Here is a 21,410-nt window from a genome sequence, read left to right on the forward strand (position 1 = left end):
AAGGGGATTTTTTATTGCTCATTTTATTAGCAGTTTTTCTAAATTCTATTTTTTAAAGCAGGATTATTTAAATGAATCGAGAAATAAGTTAGCATAAGCAAACATTAGTTCGAAAACAGGAGGTAGGAAATGACTTTAGATTATGTAAAAAAAAGAGATGGTAAAAAAGTTGAATTTAAAGCAGAAAAGATCAAAAGCGCGGTAGCAAGAGCTGCTGAGGCAGTTGACCAGGAAAATGATGAGGTGGCAGAAGAAATAACAGCTGAGGTTTTATCTTATCTGAAAATCTTTTTTAAAAATGGTGGAACTGTAGAGGTTGAACAGATTCAGGACTTAGTCGAGAAAGTTTTAATTGAAAAAGGATATGCCGAAATTGCAAAGGCTTATATTCTCTATCGGGAACAGCACAGCAAACTTCGGGATAGCAAAAAATTATTTGCAGATGCGGTTAACATTATGGACGATTATTTAGACCGCAGTGACTGGAAGGTAAATGAAAACTCCAATATGAGTTATTCGCTCCAGGGCTTAAATAATTATATTGCCTCTGAGGTTACAGGTCAATACTGGCTGCAGGAAATTTATCCGGAAGAAACTGCCAAACTGCACAGCAGTGGTGATTTACATATTCATGATCTGGGTAACTTGAGTGTTTACTGCTGTGGGTGGGATTTAGAGGAGTTACTGCGGACTGGTTTTAGAGGAGTTCCAACCAAAATTGAAAGTGCTCCCCCAAAACATTTAAAGACAGCACTTGGACAAATTGTAAATTTCATGTATACATTACAGGGAGAGGCTTCAGGCGCAATGGCTTTTTCCAATTTTGACACCTATCTGGCACCATTTATTGCCTATGATAACCTAGATTACGAAGAAGTTAAGCAGGCAGTGCAGGAATTTTTATTTAATATGAATGTGCCGACCCGAGTTGGATTTCAGAGTCCTTTTACAAATATCACCATGGACCTCGAGATTCCCAATTATTTAAAAGATCAGGCGGTTATAATTGGTGGCCAGTATCAGGAAAAATGCTATGGAGAATTTCAGCAGGAGATGGATATGCTTAACCAAGCCTTTGCTGAATTGATGATGGAGGGTGATGCCAAGGGCAGAATGTTTTCTTTTCCGATTCCTACTTACAACATAACTGAGGACTTTGAGTGGGAAAATGAAAAACTGGATCCGGTCTGGGAAATGACAGCAAAATTCGGGATACCATATTTTTGTTTGAGTGAAGATACATTTATCATAACTGATAAAGGATCCAAACAATTAAAAAATATTAATATCAGTAAAGATAAAGTTTTAGGTGATGATGGTAATTTTTATAGCATAACTAATTTATTTAAAAATAATCATAAAGAATATATTAAAATAATTACAGAAAAACAACAGAAAATTGAATGTTCTAAGAATCATAAATTTCCTACAGATAATGGTTTAAAAAAGGCTGAAGACTTAACACTTAATGATAAATTGCAGGAATATGGTAAACAAATTGTTTTTGAAAATGGGTTTATACTATCATATGAGAATCATCATCTTTTTGATATAATTGATAAATCAGGAAAAAAGATAAGATTTGAAAAATTAAATAAAAATGAGATTGATGATTTTTATTGTTTAAGAATTAGAAATAGAGAAAGGAAAATAATTAAAAAATTTAATTATGAACCCAATAGATTTCAAACTACATTGAAAGATATAAGGATACCTCAAAAACTAGATAAAGACATATTTGAAATGGTTGGTCAATTGTTAGGAGATGGCTATTTATCAAAGACTAAAAACTCTATTCGTTTAACCAGTAATGATAGTGAAATTATAGATTTTTTTGTAAAGACTATCAATGATAAATTTGATTTAGATAGTTCAATTTCAAAAGCTGGAAGCAGTAAGACTTGTCTGGATGTAACTGTAAATTCAAAAATTTTAAAAAAATTTTTGAAACATATAGGATTAAAATTTGGAAGAGGAGATGAAAAAGAAATACCCCAAATTATATATAAAAGAAATGATGAAGAAATTGGAGCATTATTAAGAGGACTATTTGATACTGATGGATCTATTTCAATAAATAATAGTGGGAATCCTATTATTACTCTTACTCTTAAAAATAGAAAGTTATTACAACAGGTATTAGAACTTTTAATGTTTCTTGGAATAGCAGCATATTATAAGTCTTCAAGGAAAAAGTATGGGGAGATTAGAATTCATGGAGAAAAAAATATAAAAATTTTTAAAGATAAAATTGGATTTTCAATAACAAGAAAAGCCTGCAGGTTAATAGCAAAAGATAGCAACAAACCTAATTTAGGAGATAAGATCATAACAAAAAAACAGTCATTAAACGAATTTGGTAAAGACTTCCGTCAATATAAGGAGAAGGATATATTTAGAGTAAAAAAAGATACAGATGGAATATATTTATTTGTAAATAAAATTAAAGAAACAAATAATTATGTAGAAATAAAAAGTTTAACAAATATAAAAAAAGAAATATCAACTGTTGACATTCATGTTAATAGTAAAAATCATTTATTTACATTAAAAAATAATGTGGTTGTTCATAATTCCAATTTCGTCAATTCGGATATGGATCCTGAAGATGCAAGGAGTATGTGCTGTCGGTTGCGTCTTAATAACAAAGAGCTCCGCAAAAGAGGAGGAGGCTTATTTGGGGCTAACCCGATGACAGGCAGCATAGGCGTGGTAACTTTAAACATGCCCCGGATCGGTTATCAGGCTCAGACTAAAGAAGAATTTATGGAGAGGGTCTATTATCTGATGGATCAGGCAAAAGAAAGTTTAGAAGTTAAGCGCAAAGTTTTGGAAACCCTAACTGAGCAGGGATTATATCCCTACGCAAAATTTTATTTAAAAGATATAAAAAAGCGTTTTGATCAGTACTGGAAAAATCACTTTAATACAATTGGTCTCAACGGAATGAATGAGGCTCTCCTCAATTTTATGGGTAAGGATATCTCAACTTCGGCAGGCCAGGAGTTTGCAGAAGAAGTAATGAAAAAAATGAGAAAGCGCCTGCAGCAGTATCAGGAAGAAACAGATAATCTGTATAATCTGGAAGCAACTCCGGCTGAAAGTACAGCCTATCGTTTTGCCCGCCTGGACAGAGAAAAGTTTGGTAATCAGATAATTGCTGCCAATCAGGAGCGGGTAGTAAAAGAAGATGCAGATCCCTATTATACTAATTCAACTCAGCTGCCGGTGGGCTTAACTGATGATATATTTACAGCTTTAGAGCTGCAGGATGAACTTCAGTCACTTTATACTGGGGGTACGGTACTTCATGGATTTCTGGGAGAAAAAATAGACTCCATTAAAGCCACTAAAAAGCTGGTTAAAAGAATTGCTGAAAATTTTAAACTTCCTTATTATACCCTGACTCCATCCTTCAGCATCTGTCCGGTTCATGGTTATCTGCCGGGAGAGCATGAGTACTGTCCAAAATGTGAGGCAGAAGCAGAGGCTGAGCCAGAAACAGTTGAGGTAAGTTTTGCTTTTAGTGAAAAAAACAATTCAGAAAGTGAAGTGGAGTAGATGCGGATGGCTGGACTGCAAAAGACTTCAGTTATCGATTTTCCCGATCAGATTTCTGCCGTTGTCTTTACCCAGGGCTGCAATTTTTATTGTCCATACTGTCACAACAGTCAGCTGATTCCGCTGAAACTTCCCTCTGGAAAAGAATTGATGCCGGAATCATATTTTTTCGGTTTTCTGGAGCAGCGGCAAAATCTGCTGGATGGAGTAACTATCACCGGAGGAGAACCACTGCTGCAGTCTGATTTAAAAGATTTTCTCTTTAAAATCAAAAATGATTATAATTTGTTAATCAAATTGGATACTAATGGCAGTAGTTCTTCAAAACTACAGAAGTTAATGGAGGCAGATTTAATAGATTATCTGGCAGTTGATCTCAAATTTAGCTGGCCTAATTACAAACAGCTGGCTCCAGCCGGGTTGATTTCAGAAATTAAAAGATCAGTTGAGCTGATTATCAATTCTGATGTGGATTATGAATTTAGAACCACTGTAGTTCCGGGATTGCATGATATTGAGGAAATAGAAAAAATTGCTATCCAGATTAAAGGGGCAGAGAAATATTTTATTCAAAATTTTAGACCGGTTAATACTCTCGATCCTGGGCTAACAAATCGGAGAAGTTTTGCACCATCAAAACTGGAGCAATTCAGGTTGACTGCAGAAAAACATCTTAACAATGTTCAAATTAGAGATTAATTTTAAAGCCGGCAGTGCTGCTGGCAGCTGTCTATTTTCAATGCAGAAAAGGAGACAGTGAATTTTAATAGATAAAGATTATCTGATTTAATTTCTTTTTGGAAAAATTAAAATAGAAGCGAAAGGAGGTATAAAAAATGGCTAAAAAACAAAAATGTGAGGTTTATTCTCGAGTTGTTGGCTACCTATCCCCGATTTCTGAATGGAATAAAGGAAAAAAAGAAGAATTTAAAGATCGCAGAACTTTTAAATATAATGAAAAATAGTTTCAAATAAAATGTTATAAATTAAAATTTTTTTTAATTATAACTATTGACTATTGCTTAAGGACTATCATAATGATAGTCCTTTATTTTTTTCCTAATTTGCAGGAACTTGTAAATAAAGAGAGAAATGAATTAAGTGTAGGCAATTTTTGTAATACAGTAATAATTTCAAAAAGTTAAAGACTATTCGGTGGAAGGGTGTAAAAGTTGCAGGTAGAAACAATACAATCTCAGAGTTTAAATGAGCTGGTTAATTTTTTTAAAACACTTAAAGATTCACCTGCTCAGGTAGTACAGATTTTTTCAGCTAAATCTGAAACGGTGAACAGAAAAATAATATCTGCCTTTAATCATTATCTACCCTTTTCCACTTTAATTGGAGTCAGTGCAGAAGAGGTAATTTTTGAAAATGAAGTTAAGGCAAAAAAGATAACTGCAGCAGCACTGCTTTTTGAGAAAAGCAGTTTTAAACTGCTGAAAAGTGAATTAAGCAGCAGGGAAAATGCTAAAAAAATAATGACAGAAATAGAAGTTGACACTAAAGCAATTATAATTTTTTCTGATAAAAAATATACCAATGGAGATCAGCTGGTTGAAGAACTTAACAAATTAGAGACTGTACCTCTAATTGCCGGGGGACAGGCCAATCCTGGTGGAGAAAATGACCAGTGTTATCTCTTTGACAAAAGTGGAATAATCAAAAGGGGCAGTCTGGCTCTGATTCTTAACGGCAGTCAGCTGCAGGCTAAATGGAATTACAGTATGGGCTGGGACAGTATCAGTCGGGAAATGGAAATTACTAAAGCCGAAGACCAGGTAGTTTATGAGCTTGATGGCAGAAATATCTTTCAGGTTTATTCGGAATTTCTAGGAGAGGATATTAAAGATAAATTACCTACTGTAGCTGCAGCTGAATTCCCACTGCTTTTAAATAGAGGTTTTCAAAACGCTCGTTCTGCGACTGAGGTGGTTGGGAATGGAATTAAGTTTTCGGGTGAATTGAAAACTGGTGACCAGGTTAAAATTTCTTATGGTAGTTTAAATAAAATTCTTTCTAATTCGATGCGGCTGCAGAAAAATCTTGACTTTCATCCTGAGTTTTCCTTTATTTATTCCTGTACCGGTAGAAACCGATATTTAAAAAGCCTGAATTTCAGTTTGAGTGAGGAAATTAAAGTCATTCCTTCTCCCAAAGCTGGTTTTTGTTCGGGTGGAGAATATGGAATTATAGATGATCGATTTGAATATTTAAATATTACAACTACAGTGCTCTATTTGAGCGAAAAGAATGAAGTTGTACATAAAAAGATAAAATTTGATACGGAGAAACCGGATGTGAAAACAGAACACTTATTTCATCTATCTAAAAAAGTAGTTTCTGAGCTGGAAATGATTAATGATAAAATGAGTAGAGCCAATCAGGCAACCGGTAATCATAAAGTTGAAGAAACAGCTGCCATTCTTTTTAAAATGATTTTTGATGAGCAGGATTATAGTGGTGGAATTATTATTGAGGAAGCTGAAAATTTAACCAAAATTTATCTGGATGATAACCTGGGAGCAAAAGCCTATGATGTATTTAAAGAATTCTGGCAGGAACGGCCCACAAAAATCAGCAGCAGGGAAAATATACTTGGTTTTAAAAATGCATTCTTAATTCCACTGGACAAAGAAGTAGAAGCTTTATTGATAATTTTAAGTAATGAAGTTGATCTTTATGATATTAAGAAAAATCATCTTTTTATAGAGCAGATACCCAATTATTTAAAAAAAGCAATTCTATATGAGAGTCTGGAACGAAACTTAGCCAGCCTTTCAACTCTGGAGCAGACTTCCGATTTTCTCTATTCAACCCTGGATTTAGATCTGCTTTATGAGCGGATACTCGATATAATTGTGGGGACAATGGGTATGTCAGCTGCAGTGATTTTTAAACAGGAAGATAACAAGCTAAAAATGCTGAAAAATATTAATGTAGAAGCAGAAAGTGAATTGTATTTCTATTTAAAAGGTCACTATAAAGATATTGCAGCTTCAGACCAAATATTGATAGAAAATGAGGTCGATGTTTTTGAAAATATTGAGACTTTAATTGCAATTCCCATTAATTTAAATGATTATCAAGGAATTCTTTATGCAATGCAGTCCAAGTACCAGCAGCTAATTAATGAAAATCAGAAAAAGTTTATCAGGACTCTTGCCAATCAGATCCGGGTCAGCATCAGAAATGCTTTAAACCATCATAAGGTAAAAAGACTATCGGTTACTGATGGACTGACCAACCTTTATAATCATTCTTATTTTCACAGTCAGCTGCAGCAAAAAGATGGCGAAAAGTACTCAGTCGCAATAATGGATATTGATAACTTTAAAGACTTTAATGATCAGTACGGTCATCAGGCTGGAGATCAGGTTTTAAGAGAGTTATCAGAAGTTTTGCAGTCAGAGATCAGAGAAAATGACATTGTCGCTCGCTATGGTGGGGAAGAATTTGTGATTTATTTTAATGTAGTGGACAAAAGTATTTTATCCAGAGTAATCAGCCGTTTAATGAATAAAATACGGGATCTGGAAGTTGATTTTGAAGGTGAAAAATTAAAAATAACTGTTTCGATAGGGGTAGCCGTTAATCAGGATGGTAAATATTCTGCTGAAAGACTAATTAAACAGGCAGATACGGCCCTTTATATTGCTAAAGGTGCAGGCAGAGATATGGTTAAGTTCTACAGAAATTTAGAATAAAATATTTTGAATACGAAATAAATTGTCAGAAACAAACCCTTGAAATGGTTTTTTTCTTATGGTATAATCACTATCGATGGGTGAAGTTTTAACTGAACGAACCCCAAATATAGAATTATTCCTAGGGGGAATGAATTAATATGATTTACACAGGTAAAGTAAAATGGTTTGACGCGAAAAAAGGTTATGGTTTTATTGAAAGAGAAGATGGCGATGATGTATTTGTACACTTCTCAGCTATTGAGGACGAAGGTTTCAAAACACTTGAAGACGATCAGGAAGTAGAATTCGAAATCGTTGAAGGCGACCGCGGTCCACAAGCTGAAAACGTTGTGAAGTTATAGAGTTTAAAACTGTATAAACTGAGACAACTTACCCCGTCCAGGGTCTTGGGCGGGGTTTTTATTTGTTTATGAATGTTTTTGTTCATTTATGTTCATTTATGTTCATGCACCGTGAACCTGTCAGATTATGTCGAAATCTCCTACAGAGGAGATTTTTTCTTTTTTCAATTGAAATTAATGTAAAAAGGCTTCAATTTATGATAAAATAATTAATAAGGAGTAGTTTTTAACTGGAATTATTAGATAATTCAAACAGATAATATTTGAGCTAATTACTAGTTTTAAAGGAGGATTAACATTGGAGAATCCTGTTATTTTACAGACCTTTTACTGGGAGATGAACACTGACAAATATGCAGAAGAATATCCGGAAGAGTCCAATTTATGGCAGCTGCTGGCTGAGCGGGCAGCAGAAATTGCAGAGGCGGGTTTTGATTTACTCTGGTTTCCTCCTGCTAATAAAGGAGCAGCAGGAGCTGCTGATGTGGGCTATGGAACCTATGATCTCTGGGACCTGGGGGAGTTTGAGCAAAAAGGTTCTAAAAGAACAAAATATGGAACTAAAGAAGAACTGCAGCAGGCTGTAGAGGAACTACATAAATATGATTTAAAATTATTATATGATGCTGTTTTAGATCACCGGATGGGGGCTGACGAAAAAGAAAAAGTAAAGTTGAAAGATTGTTCTGAGGCGGAAGTCTGGACAAAATTCACTTTTCCCGGCCGGGGAAATAAGTACAGTTCTTTAAAGTTAGACTGGAATTGTTTTGATGGCACAGACTGGAACGATTTAACTGAAGAAGCAGGAAAAATGCTGTTTGATACCAAAGAATGGGATGATTCGTTTGCTGATGATTATTTAATGGGGGCCAATCTTGATTATCAAAATCAATCAGTACGTGAAGATACCATCAGCTGGGGAAAATGGATAATTAACGAGATTGGTTTTGATGGTTTTCGCTTTGATGCCAGTAAACATGTAGATAATTCCATGATTTATGATTTTATAGAAGAGACTGATCAGTCTTCAGAGAAAGAATTATTTTATATTGGAGAAGCCTGGATAAATGATGTTGATACTTTAGTGGATTATTTAGAATCAATAAATCATCCCAAATTGCATGTTTTCGATTTTCCCTTAAGAGAAAGATTTATAGAGCTGATGCGTGGTGATTTGGATATGCGCTGGCTGGGAGAAAAAGGTCTGGTTAACAGAAAGGATTATAAACATCGGGCCATAACATTTATTGAAAACCATGATACAGAAAGAGATGAAGCTAGTGAATACCCTACCGAAGCTGTGGCCCAGCGAAAGCTGCAGGCTTACTGCTATATTTTAATGCGCAGAGATGGAGTTCCGAAAGTGTTCTGGAAGGATTATCATCATTTTGGTTTAAAAGAGGTAATCGATAATTTAATTGAAGCCCGCAAAAAATTTGCTTATGGAGACGCCTATGAGAGTGAGTCCAATGACGAAAATACTTATTCCTATATTCGCAGTGGTGATCAGGATCACCCCGGTAGTGGGCTGGTTATGATGATTACTAAACATGAAAATGGAGATATTATAGAAAAGACGGTTAATTCAGGAAAAGCAGAGACTGAGTATTATGATTACACAGGAAATATTGAAGATAGAGTAAAAACTGATGCTGAGGCAAATGGTCAGTTTAAAGTAATGGGTACGGCTGAAAAAGGTTATTCTGTCTGGGTTCCGGTGGAGTCTTAATATGCTGACAGCAGTAGTTCTGGCGGCCGGAGAGGCAGCAAGAATGGGCGAACTTAAGCAGCTTTTAGACTGGAAAGCAGAGAATACCATTCTGGGGAAAACTGTGGATAATTTGCTGGCGGCAGAAATTGTGGACGAAGAGCTAAAAATCGTTGTCGGCGCAGAAAAAGAAAAAATTAAAAAGTACTTACTTGGTAAATACAGAACTGAATTAAAAAGTGGTATTTTAAAAATTGTAGGAAATGATGATTATCAAAAGGGGATGATGTCTTCAATCAAAAAAGCATTAACCCAGCTGCCAGCAGGCAATCAACATCTGCTTTTTACCCTGGCTGATAAACCTTTTATTGGTCCTGAGATATACCGTGAATTTTATCAAAAATATTTAGAACTGGAAGCAGAAATTTTTCTGCCTCAGTATCAGGGTCAAAAAGGCCACCCGGTAATCATAAAAAATAAATTTAGAGAAATTGTTTTAAAGCTTGAGGGTAAAGCGGGTCTGCGTAACCTGTTTGATTTAATGCCGGATAGAATACATCATTATTCCTGTGATTATCGAGAAATTACCGTGGATTTGGATTTTAAAGAAGACTATCAAAAGTATCGGAGTAATAATTTTGAACTAAAATAAAATTGAAAACAAAAATAACTGCTTTTTAAAAGCCAGAGAAAATCTAATATTTCATGAAAGGAGAAAATATGCGCTTAAATTATAAATTGTGGCTGGAAGAAGATGAACGGATTTTTGGTGATGGCCCCTGTCAAATTTTAGAACTGATTGATCAGCTTGGTTCATTAAGACAGGCGGCAGCTAAAATAAATATGTCCTACAGTCAGGCCTGGAAACTGATTAGAAAATTGGAAAAAAGGCTAGGCTTTAAGTTATTGGATAAAAAAGTGGGGGGCAGCAGTGGTGGAGGCTCAGAATTGACTGTAAAGGGAAGAATTCTAACTAAAAAGTTTTCTGCATTTCGAAAAGAGGCTAGCCAGAGCCTTTCAGAATTAGAAGAGAAATATTTTAACCAGGAATTTAAGCAGCGATTGAAATAATATCTAAATTAATTGAATTTTTATGATATAATATAATCGTTATATGAGGTTAAACATAACGGATAGGAGTGATTTAATGTTAAACAGGAAAAAGAAAAAAAGAACTTTAAAAATAGGTCTATTAATTTTGAGTCTGAGTATCTTTTTGCTTTTAGTTCCAACTGTAAAAATAGATGCAGCCCGTAATTTTACTGATATGATAGGTCGGGAAATAACTGTTCCGGAAGAAGTAAATAGAGTTGTCACGACATATAAGTCGGCAACACAGTTTGTGCTTGCCTTAAATGCAGGAGATAAACTTGTTGGTGTCTCTATCAAAACCGATAAACAGCCGTTATTTGTCAATCTGCAGCCAGAACTGGCAGACCTGCCACAGGTAGGTTCGAAACGAAATGGAATTAATTTAGAGACTACCATGAGTGTTGATCCAGATTTAGTTATTTTATATCCACATCGGGATGCAGTGGAAACGGCAGAAAAATTAGAAGAACAGGGTGTGACCGCTTTGGTTATCAATCCTGAGAGTCTGGAGCAAATTAGGGAAACAACTGAACTTTTAGGAGAAGTTTTAAATAAAGAAGAGAAGGCGGCAAAAGTACTGGCAGCCTATGATAAAATTGATAGTTTGACAGAAAGAACAGCCGCCCTGCCTGAAGCGGAAAAGAAAAAAATATATTTTGCCAATTCAGAGTTTACTGATTCTGTGGGAGCAGGAATGATGCAGACTGCCCTAATTGAAAATGCAGGTGGAATTAATCCAGCAGCTAAATTGAAATCAGGTTTTATCACAGTTTCTGCAGAAAATATTTTAGAATGGAATCCGGAGCTGATAATTGTTTCCCAGTTTTTTAATGGTGATTTAGAAAATCTGACTCAGGAAGATAAATATCAGAATGTAAAAGCTTTTAAAAATAATGTAATCTATCGAGTTCCTTCAAGATTAGAGCCCTGGGATTTTCCCTCACCCTCAACTTTTATTGCTCAGTTATGGCTGGCACAAAAAACCTATTCATCTGAATACCAGGATCTTAATTATCAAAAAGAAGTTAATGATTTTTATCAGACTCTATACGGAAAGAGTTTTGAAGAACTGGGAGGAGAATTTTAGTAAATGAGCGGAATAACTGCTGTTAAGAAAATAATAATAAGCGGGATACTTTTAATAACTCTAATTGTAATCTCAATGCTGATTGGTAATTATGAACTCGGCCTGAATGATCTGGGTTTAATTCTGTCTGATATATTTCAGGGAGATCTACAGGCAGTTGAAAATAATCCGGATTGGTCTGTTCTTTATTATATTCGCCTTCCCAGAATTTTAATCGTTGTACTGGTGGGGGCTGCTCTTTCAATCAGCGGAGCGGCCTACCAGAATATTTTTCGCAATCCGCTGGTTTCACCGGATATTCTCGGGGTTTCGGCAGGAGCAGGACTGGGAGTAGCACTTGGCCTCTTATACAGCAGTGGTTCAATGTTTTATGTTTATTTAATTGCTTTTATTACCGGTACAGCTGCAGTAGCATTAACTTACTGGCTCAGCCAGCTGGCAGATGGTAAAAATACAATGTTCATGGTTCTGGCTGGAATTGTTGTTTCCTCGCTTGCTAATGCTCTGATTTCACTTCTTAAATATCTGGCAGATCCAATGCAGAATCTACCGGGGATAGTTTTTTATCTGATGGGAGGTTTTTCCCGCAGCGGCTGGCAGGAGTTTTACTTACTCTTACCGGTGGTAATTGTTTCGCTGGCAATTATATTATTTTTGCGATGGCAGCTCAATATTTTTTCTCTGGGGGAAAAAGAAGCAGCAGCTCTTGGGGTTGATACTGAAAAAATAAAGTTAATAGTGATTATTTTCTCGACTATTATGGTTGCTGCAGCAACTGCAGCTGCCGGTCAGGTGAGCTGGATTGGTCTGGTAATTCCACATATAACAAGGTTTATAGTTGGCAGTAACTATAAGTATTATCTGCCAGCATCGGCTCTTTTAGGTGGATTTTCTCTGTTGTTGATGGATAATCTGGCAAGAACTATAAGTGGCGCAGAAATACCAATCAGTATTATTACTGCTTTAATTGGGGCTCCATTTTTTGCCTATTTATTAATTACTAAAAAAGAAAGTGGGTGGAGTTAATGTTACAAAGTAATAATTTGTCCTTTTCTTATGCAGATCAAAAAGTATTAAAAAACATTAATTTCCGGGCAGAAAAAGGAGAATTCATCTCAATTCTGGGAGCAAATGGTTCGGGGAAAACAACTTTTTTTCAGTGTATGCAGGGATTGTTAACTCCTGATGCAGGAAAAATACTACTCGACGGAGAAAATATAAAAAAGATGACTAAAAAAGAAATTTCCCAAAAAATAGCTGTTGTGCCTCAGGAAAGCAAAAATATATTTGACTACCAGGTTCTGGATATGGTTTTAATGGGAATTAATCCCTGGCTCTCTTTTGCTGAGCAGCCGGGAGCCGATGCCTATCAAAGAGCAGAAGATATTCTGGCTGAATTAGAAATACTTGAATTGAAAAATAAAAGCTTTAATAAAATTTCGGGGGGAGAAAGACAGCTTGTTTTAATAGCGAGAGCAATAATGCAGAAAAGTAGTATTTTCTTTTTAGATGAACCAAATTCTCATCTTGATTTTAAAAATACTCATCTAATTTTACAAATTATGAGAGAACTCAGTTCAAAGCATAAAACAGTGATTACAGCACTGCATGATCCAAATCTGGCCTACCAATATTCAGATCGGGTAATTATTATTAAAACAGGTAAAATAATTGCTGCTGGCCCGGTGGAAGAGGTTATGACAGCTGAAAATTTAAGCAGAGCTTATGAAATTGCAATTAATAAAGATAGTGCTGTTTTTTCACTAACCTTTCAGAAAAGCAGGGTTTTAAAACAGTAATCATAATTTTATTTAGAATATCCTTTAAATATTTATGAAATATCAGCGAGCAATTTAAACTCTTAATAGGAAGGGACGTGGCAGAAGTGGAAGATTTCTTCAAAAAAGTTTTTGACGAATTAGAGGGGAATAAAAAAATACTGACAGCAGTTTTAACAAATATTGATAGTGAGGAAATATCGCAAAATTTGCTGGGGGAAATGTTTTTGTTTGACGAGGATGGAATAATTGATTTTTCCTCTGAACAGCTGGAAAATGAGCTGGAGCAGTTTTTATTAAATCAAGATTTTAAAAAAGAAATTTTAGAATTAAGAGAAAATAAAAATTTAGATTCTCAGCTTAAATCAATCCATCTGGATCAGGATAACAGGCTGGAGATTTTTCTGGAGCCAGTAGTTGATCAGCCGCATCTGACAGTATTTGGGGCTGGACATATAGCTGAGCCACTGGTTAAAATTTGCAGCCTTCTGGATTTTACAATTACAGTTGTAGATGACCGGGAGGAATTTTTAAATTATGACAAATTTCCGACAGCTGACCAGCTGCTGCTTTTAGATTATGAAGATTATTTTGCCGATGCTAAAATTAAAGAAAATGATTATTTAGTAATTGTAACCAGGGGTCATCAGCATGATTATCAGGTTCTGAAAAATGTAATTAATTCTGAGGCAGCTTATCTGGGTATGATCGGCAGCTCCCGTAAAATAGAAACTGTTTATAATCAGCTGCGTGATGATGGAATAAAGGAATCAAAATTGGAAGCAGTTCATGCTCCAATAGGACTGGACATTGGCAGTGAAACACCGGCAGAGATAGCTGTGGCGATTGCGGCAGAGATCATTGCCGTCAGGAGGGATAAGTAGTGAAGAAAGATATCTTAAAAAAAATCATTAAACTAAAAAAAGAAAATCTTAAGTTGGCCAGAGCCTTTATTATCCAGGCTAAGAGTTCGTCCCCCCGTAATACAGGAACCGAAATGTTAATCACCGAGGAAGGTGAGACTTTCGGCAGTATTGGCGGCGGTCAGGACGAAAAAACAGTGATCGAAAAGGCCCTGGATTTAATTGAAAATGGGAAATCTGAAAAATTGAAACTTACTTTAACCCGGAAAGAAGCTGCTGAAATCGGATGGGTCTGTGGTGGACAGATAGATATTTTTATTCAGATAATTTCCTGATTAGTCTTTACAGGTGGTAAAATTCAAAGTTGACAATTTTACTAAAGATTGATATAATTTCTCATATAAAATGTCCATCTAAAATTTGATTAAGATATGGATATTCAATAAATACCGATTTGGATGGAGGCAAATTATGTACCCGAAAATTCTAATTATATCTTTTAAAATACCTACAGAAAAAATGGGAGAACAGTATGAACTGGAGGGAGTAGACTTTTCTCTGGTAACTCAGGACTATTCTGAAGCTTTGAGCATGGCAGGTGCTATACCTTTGATTATGCCCTATATTGAAGCAAGACGAGATGATGATCAATATATTAAGGAATTCCTGAATGAGGTTGATGGTGTTGTTTTACCTGGAGGAAGTGATATTGATCCGGCTTTATATAATTCTTATCCGCAAAAATATCTGGGCAATATCTCACCTGAACGTGACCGCTGGGAGCTCAAAATTCTGCAGATGGCAATGGAAATGAAAAAGCCAATTTTAGGAATCTGCCGTGGATTTCAGCTGATAAATATTCACTATGGTGGTTCTTTAAAGGTTGATGTCTGTGGAAACAATGCTGACAGTAAAATACCGCATATGGCGCTGATGGTTCCCAAATATTATAAAACTCACCAGGTTGATATTCAGGAAAATACCCGCCTGGCTGAAATTTTTGCTGGAGATGAAGTTGCTGTAAATTCCTATCACCATCAGGCGGTTGATAAAGTTGGTGATGGTTTAAAAGTATCTGCGGTGGCCCCGGATGGATTTGTAGAGGGAGTTGAAGATCCTGACTATCCTTATCTTGTTGGTGTCCAGTGGCATCCGGAGATGATGGCAGCCAGAGATCCAATTCAGTTAAAATTATTTAAAGACTTTGTTGATTATGTTGATCAGGCTAGAAAATAAGCAAATAATGAGATGAGTATTTTGAGGAGGAAGGATAATGAAAAATAAGATTTTAGTTTTATTATTAATTTCTTTATTTATGGTTTCAGTGTTTTCTGGTGTTCAGGCTCAGGAGACTGAGCAATTTGTAATGGCGATTGAGGATGAGGTAAGCAACCTTGACCCCGGAGAAACAACAATTTCTGTTAATGAGAGAGTAGCTTCCTTAATTTTTGATGGTCTGGTAGAATATGGAGAGTCAAATAGGATTGTACCTGGAATTGCAAGTGACTGGACAATTTCGGAAGATGAGATGGAATATACATTTGAATTAAGAGAAGGTGTAATGTTCCACAATGGTCAGGAATTAACTGCTGAAGATGTAGAGTATACCTATCAGCGTATTTTAGATCCCGAATATGGTTCTGGTTTAAGAGCTAAAATCGAATCTATTGAATCAATAGAAGTAATTGATGATTATACAATTAAGTTTACTTTAAGTGAACCTTATTCACCCTTTATTCTGGGAATGACCTTTGGTATTCTTCCTAAAGAATACGCTGAAGAAGTTGGAGACGAAGAATTAGGTAGAAATCCTATTGGTGCTGGTCCCTTTAAGTTAGAAGAATGGGATGCCGGTAATCAGATAGTTCTATCTGCTTTTGAGGATCACTGGAATAAGGTGCCTAATATTAAAGAATTAGTTATCAGATCAATTCCTGAATCTGCAACTCAGGCAATGGAACTGCGCAGTGGAGGTATTGATTTTGGTGTAAACCTTGATGTAGGTCAGCTGGATTCATTTACCGACAATCCTGATTATCAGGTTAAATCAGCTGCTGGTGCAGGTATTAACTTCTTAGGTTTCAATTTTGAGATGGAGCCAACTCAGGAGCGTAAATTTAGAGAAGCTGTAGTGCAGGCAGTACCATTTGATCAAATTATTCCTCAAGTTTTTGGTATCTTAGGGGAAAGAGCATATTCAATGCTGCCGCCAACAATCTGGCCGGAAGATCGAGAATATTTAAGAGAAAATGCAGTTGGTTTTGCTCCCGAAGCAGCAGCTCAAAAGTTTGAAGAATTGAAAACAGATGGGGTAATTCCAGAAGATTATACAGCTCAAATTTATGTCTCCAACAGCCGACCTAATCAGGTTAAGACTGCAGAAGCAATGGTTACCGCTTTAAATCAATCAGGTCTTAATGCAGAAGTTCAGGCAATGGAGTTTGGAACAATGTGGGATATGCTGGGTCGTGGAGAAATCGGTATGTTCTTCTTGCGCTTTGTCTCAGATCCCGATCCTGATTACTGGTTATATAGATTCTTTAAATCTCCTGAGGAAGGTGGAGCTTTAAATAGAGCTTTTTATTCTGATCAAGAGGTAGATCAGTGGTTAGAAGAAGCAAGATCGATCTCAAACCAGGAGAGACGAGAGGAACTATATAATAATGTTTTAAGAAAGGTTTTAATTGAAGATCTTGTATTCCATCCTCTTGCTCATTCAACTCAGATCTATGTAATGCAGGATAATGTAAGAGAACTTGAACCTGGTAATTCACTTTTAATTCCCCTGGTTACTCCAACAGCTAATGTTTATAAGGAATAGTTGAGGCGGATTAATTGAGAAAGTGTTTTACAGATATTAAAAGATAAATTATCTTAAACTACTATGCAGATAGTTCAAACTATCTGCATAGTCTTTTTAGAAAGAGGTGAACAAGTTGTTTGCTTATATAATTAAAAGATTGCTCTGGTTAATCCCGGTTGTGATCGGTGTTTCATTAATTTTATTTGGAATTATGCAGCTGGTACCTGGTAATCCAGCAGCTATCATGCTGGGAACAAATGCAACTCCGGCAGCCATAGAAGCTTTAAATGAAAAATTTGGTTTTAATGAACCTTTTCATGTCAGATATTTTTTAATGCTTAAAAATTTTATAACAGGGGAACTTGATTCAATTTATTATGGGGATCAAGTAATAAATATCATTGGCAGGAGAATGACTGCTACAATTGAACTAGGATTACTTTCACTGGTCATTGCAGTGTTAGTGGCAATCCCGACAGGGGTAATTGCTGCGGTGAAAAAGAATTCTTTATTTGATCTTTTAAGTATGTTTATTGCTACTATTGGTATTTCAGTTCCGGCCTTTTTTACAGGTATTATTTTTATTTACTTATTTTCAGTTTATTTTCCGTTTTTCCCTTCTTCGGGCTATGGAGGACGGATCTGGACTTTAAGTGGTCTGAGGCATTTGATTCTACCAGCTTTCGCTTTAAGTACAGTAATGATTGCCTCTACCAGCCGGATAACCAGATCTTCGATGCTTGATATAATGAAAGAAGACTATCTGGTCACAGCACGTTCCAAGGGAGTTGCTGAAAATGTTATTATCTTAAAACATGCCTTTCGCAATGCTCTGATTCCGATCATTACCAATATTGGTAATCAGCTGGCTATGATGTTTGGAGGAGCAATTTTAATCGAATCAGTTTTTGCCTGGCCGGGTGTAGGAAGGCTGGCAGTTAGTGCTGTTGAAGCCAGGGATCAGCCGTTAGTTTTTGGCTCAATTTTAATCCTGTCGATTCTATTTGTTCTGGTCAATCTGCTGGTTGATATTATTTATGTTTTTATTAATCCAAGGATCAGCTATAAATAGCAGTGAAATGAGGTGTTGAAATTTGAAAAAGAAAATTATTTTAATTATACTATTATTAATCCAAATATATATCAGTTTTCAAAACTGGGTGCTAGAGGAAAAAGTCTGGAGCAGTCTGGAATACAAATTTGCTACAGTTTTTTCTGCAATGTTAATTGTTTTCCTTTTGTTATTGTTATTTAAAGACAATATTTTTCTTAAATTTAAGGAAAATGCTCTTTATGCAAAAATGTTTAAAGAATTTAATAAGGGTTATGGAGGTAAAATTGCAGTTTTTATGCTGGCCTTGATTTTTTATGCGGCTTTTATGGCACCATTTATTGCCCCATATTCTCCGACTGAAATAGATTATGCTAATATGACCTATTCAGCACCTTCATTAGAGCACTGGTTTGGCACAGATGATTTTGGCAGAGATATGTTTTCGCGAGTTCTTTATGGGGCCAGAATTGCTCTGGGAGTTGGTTTTTCTGCTGTTTTAGTAAATGCCAGTCTTGGTGTCAGCCTGGGTTTAATTGCCGGTTATTATGGAGGCAAAGCAGATATGTTAATTATGCGGCTGGTAGAAATATGGAACTCAATTCCCTTTATTTTGCTGGCTTTAGCTATTATTTCAGCTCTGGGAACAGGAATTTTTAACATCATAATTGCTGTTGGGGTGACCGGTTTAATTAATTTTTCCCGCTTAACTCGTTCCATAGTTTTTCAAATTAAGGAAAAAGAATATGTAGCTTCAGCTAAGGCTCTGGGAGCAAGTGACCTCAGGATTTTATATAATCATATCTTACCAAATTCAATTTCATCATTAATAGTACTGGGAACTTTAAGAATTGGGATTTCCATTCTGGTTGTTGCTGGGTTGAGTTTTTTAGGACTCGGGATTCAGCCGCCAACTGCCGCCTGGGGAACCATGCTAAATCGAGGTCAGGAATATTTAATCCAGGCACCCTGGATGTCAATTTTTCCGGGGCTGGCAATTATTATTACAGTCTTGAGTTTTAACCTCCTCGGTGATGCCTTAAGAGATGCCCTTGATCCCAGACAGCTGGACTAACGTGCCCCTACCGTTTACGGAACCAATTTTTTCCAGAAAATGATTTGACTTTTAAAGGAGTAGATCGAATTTATGCAGCAGAGAGAAGAAAAGATAGTTAATAAGAAAAAGTTGACTGCAAGGTTAAATGATCCAAGTTTAAAAAGTGGAGTCAAAGATGCCCTGCCAATCATTTTGGGATATCTGCCGATTGGTATTGCTTATGGAATGCTGGCGGTAAATAAAGGGTTAACTCCCCTGCAGACTACAGCTATGTCAATTTTTGTATTTGCAGGTTCTGCCCAGCTGGTTTCAATTGAAATGATAGCTGCCGGGGCCGCGGTGGCCGCCATAGTTGTCATGACATTTCTGGTAAATTTACGCCATCTTTTGTTATCAGCTTCTTTAAGCCTTCATTTAAGAAATCTGCCACTTTATTATTATCCATTTTTAGGTTTTTTAATAACTGATGAGTCTTTTGCGGTTGCCATGAGTAAAATAGAGAGCCAGAAGAATAAGCAGCGATATTTTCTCGGCCTGGGTTTTACAGCTTATCTGGGCTGGGTGTTTAGCTCTGCTGTAGGGGCTTTTTTAACTGAATTTATTGATTTGGGTAGTGGAGGAGCACTTGATTTTGTTTTGCCGGCAATGTTTGTAGTTCTGCTGGTTATGCAGATCAGTTCCCGAAGTGAAATAATTGTTGCCGTTTTTTCCGCCTTTGCATCACTTTTCTTTGCTCTGACGATTAATGGCAGCTGGAATATCATTCTGGCTACAGTCCTGGCTGCTTTTTTAGGGGTGTATATCGATGGAAATAGTTAAGTTTATGCTGATGATTGTCGGGATGGTGATAGTAACCTTCATTCCCAGAGTACTGCCTCTGGCTCTGCTGGGTAAAAAAGAGCTGCCCGAAAAGGTTGTGCTCTGGCTGAGCTTTATTCCTGCGGCTGTACTGGCAGCCTTACTGGCGCCATCAATACTGCTTAAAAATGGAAGTCTTTATTTAAGTCTGGAAAATACTTCTCTAATTGCTTTTTTCCCGACGCTGCTGGTTGCATATAAGACAAAGAGCATATTTTATACTGTGAGTGGAGGCTTAATTTTCTATTTGTTAATATCATTTTTATTTTAAATTATCTTATATTACCAATCAAGATTGGATAATATCAGGCAGCTATAGCTAATGATTTATTGTGGATTTCATTTTAGTTCATTTACTTAGTCTCTGTTTTTTTTAAAAAAGAACATAAAACAATAGAATTCAAATTGGGGGAATTTAAAAATGGAAATTAAAGTTGATTTATTTAGTGATACGGGGACAAAGCCTTCTCAGGATATGAGAAGATTTATGGCTGAGGCAGAGGTCGGGGATGAGCAGCTGGGGGAAGATCCAAGTGTTAATCGTCTCTGCCGGATGACTGCAGAGATGCTGGGCAAAGATGATGCAATTTATTTACCTTCTGGCTTAATGGCAAATCAAATATCTTTTGCTGTCCATACGGATCAGGGAGATGAAATAATAATGGATCAGACAGCACATCCCATCCACTATGAGAGTGCTGCTCTGGCTGTTATTTCTGGAGCTTCAATTAGGCCGCTGGCTGGTGAGGGTGGAATTTTTACTGCCGAACAGGTTGAAAGCGCAATTAGAGAGAAGGATTATCACAGTCCCCAGACAAAAGTTATTTCTATTGAACAGACAACCAATTTAGGTGGAGGTCGAATCTGGCCCCTGCAGAGAATTAAAGAAATAGCAGAAGTTGCGGTAGAAAATGAGCTAAAAATGCATATGGACGGTGCCCGGATGTTAAATGCTGCCGTTGAGGCAGAAGTTGATCCGGCAGAATACGGACAGTATTTTGATTCGATCTGGATTGACTTAAGTAAGGGCCTGGGAGCTCCGGTTGGTTCAGTTCTGGCTGGTTCAGCAGAATTTATAGAAAAAGCTCGTTTCTGGAAACAGAGATTGGGTGGAGCCATGAGGCAGGCAGGAATTATTGCAGCTGGTGGTATTTTTGCCTTAGAGCACAATGTTGCCCGTCTAAAAGAAGATCACAAACATGCTAAAATGCTGGCAGAAACTATTGCTGATCAGGAAGGTTTAGAAATTAATCCCGATACTGTAGAAACTAATATAGTTCTCTTTTCTGTAGCAGAGGGAAAGACAGACTTATTTGCAGATGAACTGCTGAAAAAAGGAATTAGAGTTAGCAGACTGGAAGGTAAACTGCGTGCTGTTACTCACTTAGATTTAAGTTTAGAAGATATTCGCTATGCTGTAAAACATATAGAAAAGACAGCTCAAGAAATTTTTGCTTAAATTAAATTATAAAATAGGAAGGATTTTAGTACTCTGTCAAGA

19 protein-coding genes and 1 pseudogene are annotated in these 21,410 nt (G+C 36.2%); all 20 read left to right on the top strand.

What is annotated here, in order from left to right; translation table 11 throughout:
- The first annotated feature begins 129 nt into the window (after positions 1 to 129).
- The 20 genes and pseudogenes from nrdD (C7958_RS02365) to C7958_RS02460 all read left to right on the top strand — a co-directional run bounded on the left by nrdD (C7958_RS02365) (position 130) and on the right by C7958_RS02460 (position 21,368).
- Positions 130 to 3,561 (top strand): anaerobic ribonucleoside-triphosphate reductase, encoded by a 3,432-nt coding sequence (gene nrdD, locus C7958_RS02365; RefSeq protein ID WP_111571067.1) that lies wholly within the window; start codon positions 130 to 132, stop codon positions 3,559 to 3,561.
- A 6-nt stretch (positions 3,562 to 3,567) separates the two neighbouring features.
- Entirely contained in the window at positions 3,568 to 4,260 is a 693-nt protein-coding gene (locus tag C7958_RS02370; protein WP_243834221.1) for an anaerobic ribonucleoside-triphosphate reductase activating protein, read from the top strand.
- 149 nt (positions 4,261 to 4,409) lie between these two features.
- Positions 4,410 to 4,526, top strand: a pseudogene (nrdD, locus tag C7958_RS02375) (anaerobic ribonucleoside-triphosphate reductase); the annotation flags it as partial.
- A 207-nt stretch (positions 4,527 to 4,733) separates the two neighbouring features.
- A complete protein-coding gene (locus tag C7958_RS02380; RefSeq protein ID WP_111571070.1) occupies positions 4,734 to 7,268 on the top strand; it encodes a diguanylate cyclase in 2,535 nt (844 codons plus the stop codon).
- Between the two features lie 143 nt (positions 7,269 to 7,411).
- A complete protein-coding gene (locus tag C7958_RS02385; protein ID WP_208107479.1) occupies positions 7,412 to 7,612 on the top strand; it encodes a cold-shock protein in 201 nt (66 codons plus the stop codon).
- A gap of 298 nt (positions 7,613 to 7,910) precedes the next feature.
- Positions 7,911 to 9,341 carry an alpha-amylase gene (locus C7958_RS02390; protein ID WP_111571072.1) on the top strand — a complete coding sequence of 477 codons (1,431 nt, stop codon included), beginning with the start codon at positions 7,911 to 7,913 and terminating at the stop codon, positions 9,339 to 9,341.
- A 1-nt stretch (position 9,342) separates the two neighbouring features.
- On the top strand, positions 9,343 to 9,972 hold the full coding sequence (locus C7958_RS02395; RefSeq protein WP_111571073.1) for a nucleotidyltransferase family protein: 630 nt from the start codon (positions 9,343 to 9,345) through the stop codon (positions 9,970 to 9,972).
- Positions 9,973 to 10,040: 68 nt separating this feature from the next.
- On the top strand, positions 10,041 to 10,391 hold the full coding sequence (locus tag C7958_RS02400) for a winged helix-turn-helix domain-containing protein (RefSeq protein WP_111571074.1): 351 nt from the start codon (positions 10,041 to 10,043) through the stop codon (positions 10,389 to 10,391).
- 76 nt (positions 10,392 to 10,467) lie between these two features.
- Positions 10,468 to 11,499 (top strand): ABC transporter substrate-binding protein, encoded by a 1,032-nt coding sequence (locus C7958_RS02405; protein ID WP_111571075.1) that lies wholly within the window; start codon positions 10,468 to 10,470, stop codon positions 11,497 to 11,499.
- A gap of 3 nt (positions 11,500 to 11,502) precedes the next feature.
- Positions 11,503 to 12,525 carry a FecCD family ABC transporter permease gene (locus C7958_RS02410; RefSeq protein WP_111571076.1) on the top strand — a complete coding sequence of 341 codons (1,023 nt, stop codon included), beginning with the start codon at positions 11,503 to 11,505 and terminating at the stop codon, positions 12,523 to 12,525.
- The gene (locus C7958_RS02415; RefSeq protein ID WP_111571077.1) at positions 12,525 to 13,298 is read left to right on the top strand and encodes an ABC transporter ATP-binding protein; all 774 of its coding nucleotides are present in this window, start codon (positions 12,525 to 12,527) and stop codon (positions 13,296 to 13,298) included. The genes C7958_RS02410 and C7958_RS02415 overlap by 1 nt, the downstream gene beginning before the upstream one ends.
- 77 nt (positions 13,299 to 13,375) lie before the next feature.
- On the top strand, positions 13,376 to 14,161 hold the full coding sequence (locus C7958_RS02420) for an XdhC family protein (RefSeq protein WP_111571078.1): 786 nt from the start codon (positions 13,376 to 13,378) through the stop codon (positions 14,159 to 14,161).
- Entirely contained in the window at positions 14,161 to 14,475 is a 315-nt protein-coding gene (locus tag C7958_RS02425) for an XdhC family protein (RefSeq protein ID WP_111571079.1), read from the top strand. The genes C7958_RS02420 and C7958_RS02425 overlap by 1 nt, the downstream gene beginning before the upstream one ends.
- Positions 14,476 to 14,611: 136 nt before the next feature.
- A complete protein-coding gene (locus C7958_RS02430; RefSeq protein WP_111571080.1) occupies positions 14,612 to 15,376 on the top strand; it encodes a gamma-glutamyl-gamma-aminobutyrate hydrolase family protein in 765 nt (254 codons plus the stop codon).
- A 37-nt stretch (positions 15,377 to 15,413) separates the two neighbouring features.
- Positions 15,414 to 16,961 carry an ABC transporter substrate-binding protein gene (locus C7958_RS02435; protein WP_111571081.1) on the top strand — a complete coding sequence of 516 codons (1,548 nt, stop codon included), beginning with the start codon at positions 15,414 to 15,416 and terminating at the stop codon, positions 16,959 to 16,961.
- Between the two features lie 106 nt (positions 16,962 to 17,067).
- Positions 17,068 to 18,015 carry an ABC transporter permease gene (locus tag C7958_RS02440; RefSeq protein WP_243834222.1) on the top strand — a complete coding sequence of 316 codons (948 nt, stop codon included), beginning with the start codon at positions 17,068 to 17,070 and terminating at the stop codon, positions 18,013 to 18,015.
- A gap of 22 nt (positions 18,016 to 18,037) precedes the next feature.
- Positions 18,038 to 19,069 carry an ABC transporter permease gene (locus tag C7958_RS02445; protein WP_111571083.1) on the top strand — a complete coding sequence of 344 codons (1,032 nt, stop codon included), beginning with the start codon at positions 18,038 to 18,040 and terminating at the stop codon, positions 19,067 to 19,069.
- 72 nt (positions 19,070 to 19,141) lie between these two features.
- The gene (locus tag C7958_RS02450) at positions 19,142 to 19,870 is read left to right on the top strand and encodes an AzlC family ABC transporter permease (protein ID WP_111571084.1); all 729 of its coding nucleotides are present in this window, start codon (positions 19,142 to 19,144) and stop codon (positions 19,868 to 19,870) included.
- The gene (locus tag C7958_RS02455; RefSeq protein WP_111571085.1) at positions 19,857 to 20,180 is read left to right on the top strand and encodes an AzlD domain-containing protein; all 324 of its coding nucleotides are present in this window, start codon (positions 19,857 to 19,859) and stop codon (positions 20,178 to 20,180) included. The genes C7958_RS02450 and C7958_RS02455 overlap by 14 nt, the downstream gene beginning before the upstream one ends.
- A 150-nt stretch (positions 20,181 to 20,330) precedes the next feature.
- A complete protein-coding gene (locus C7958_RS02460) occupies positions 20,331 to 21,368 on the top strand; it encodes a threonine aldolase family protein (protein WP_111571086.1) in 1,038 nt (345 codons plus the stop codon).
- The last annotated feature ends 42 nt before the right edge of the window (positions 21,369 to 21,410 follow it).

Source organism: Halanaerobium saccharolyticum, from assembly GCF_003259895.1.
GTDB lineage: Bacteria > Bacillota > Halanaerobiia > Halanaerobiales > Halanaerobiaceae > Halanaerobium > Halanaerobium saccharolyticum_A.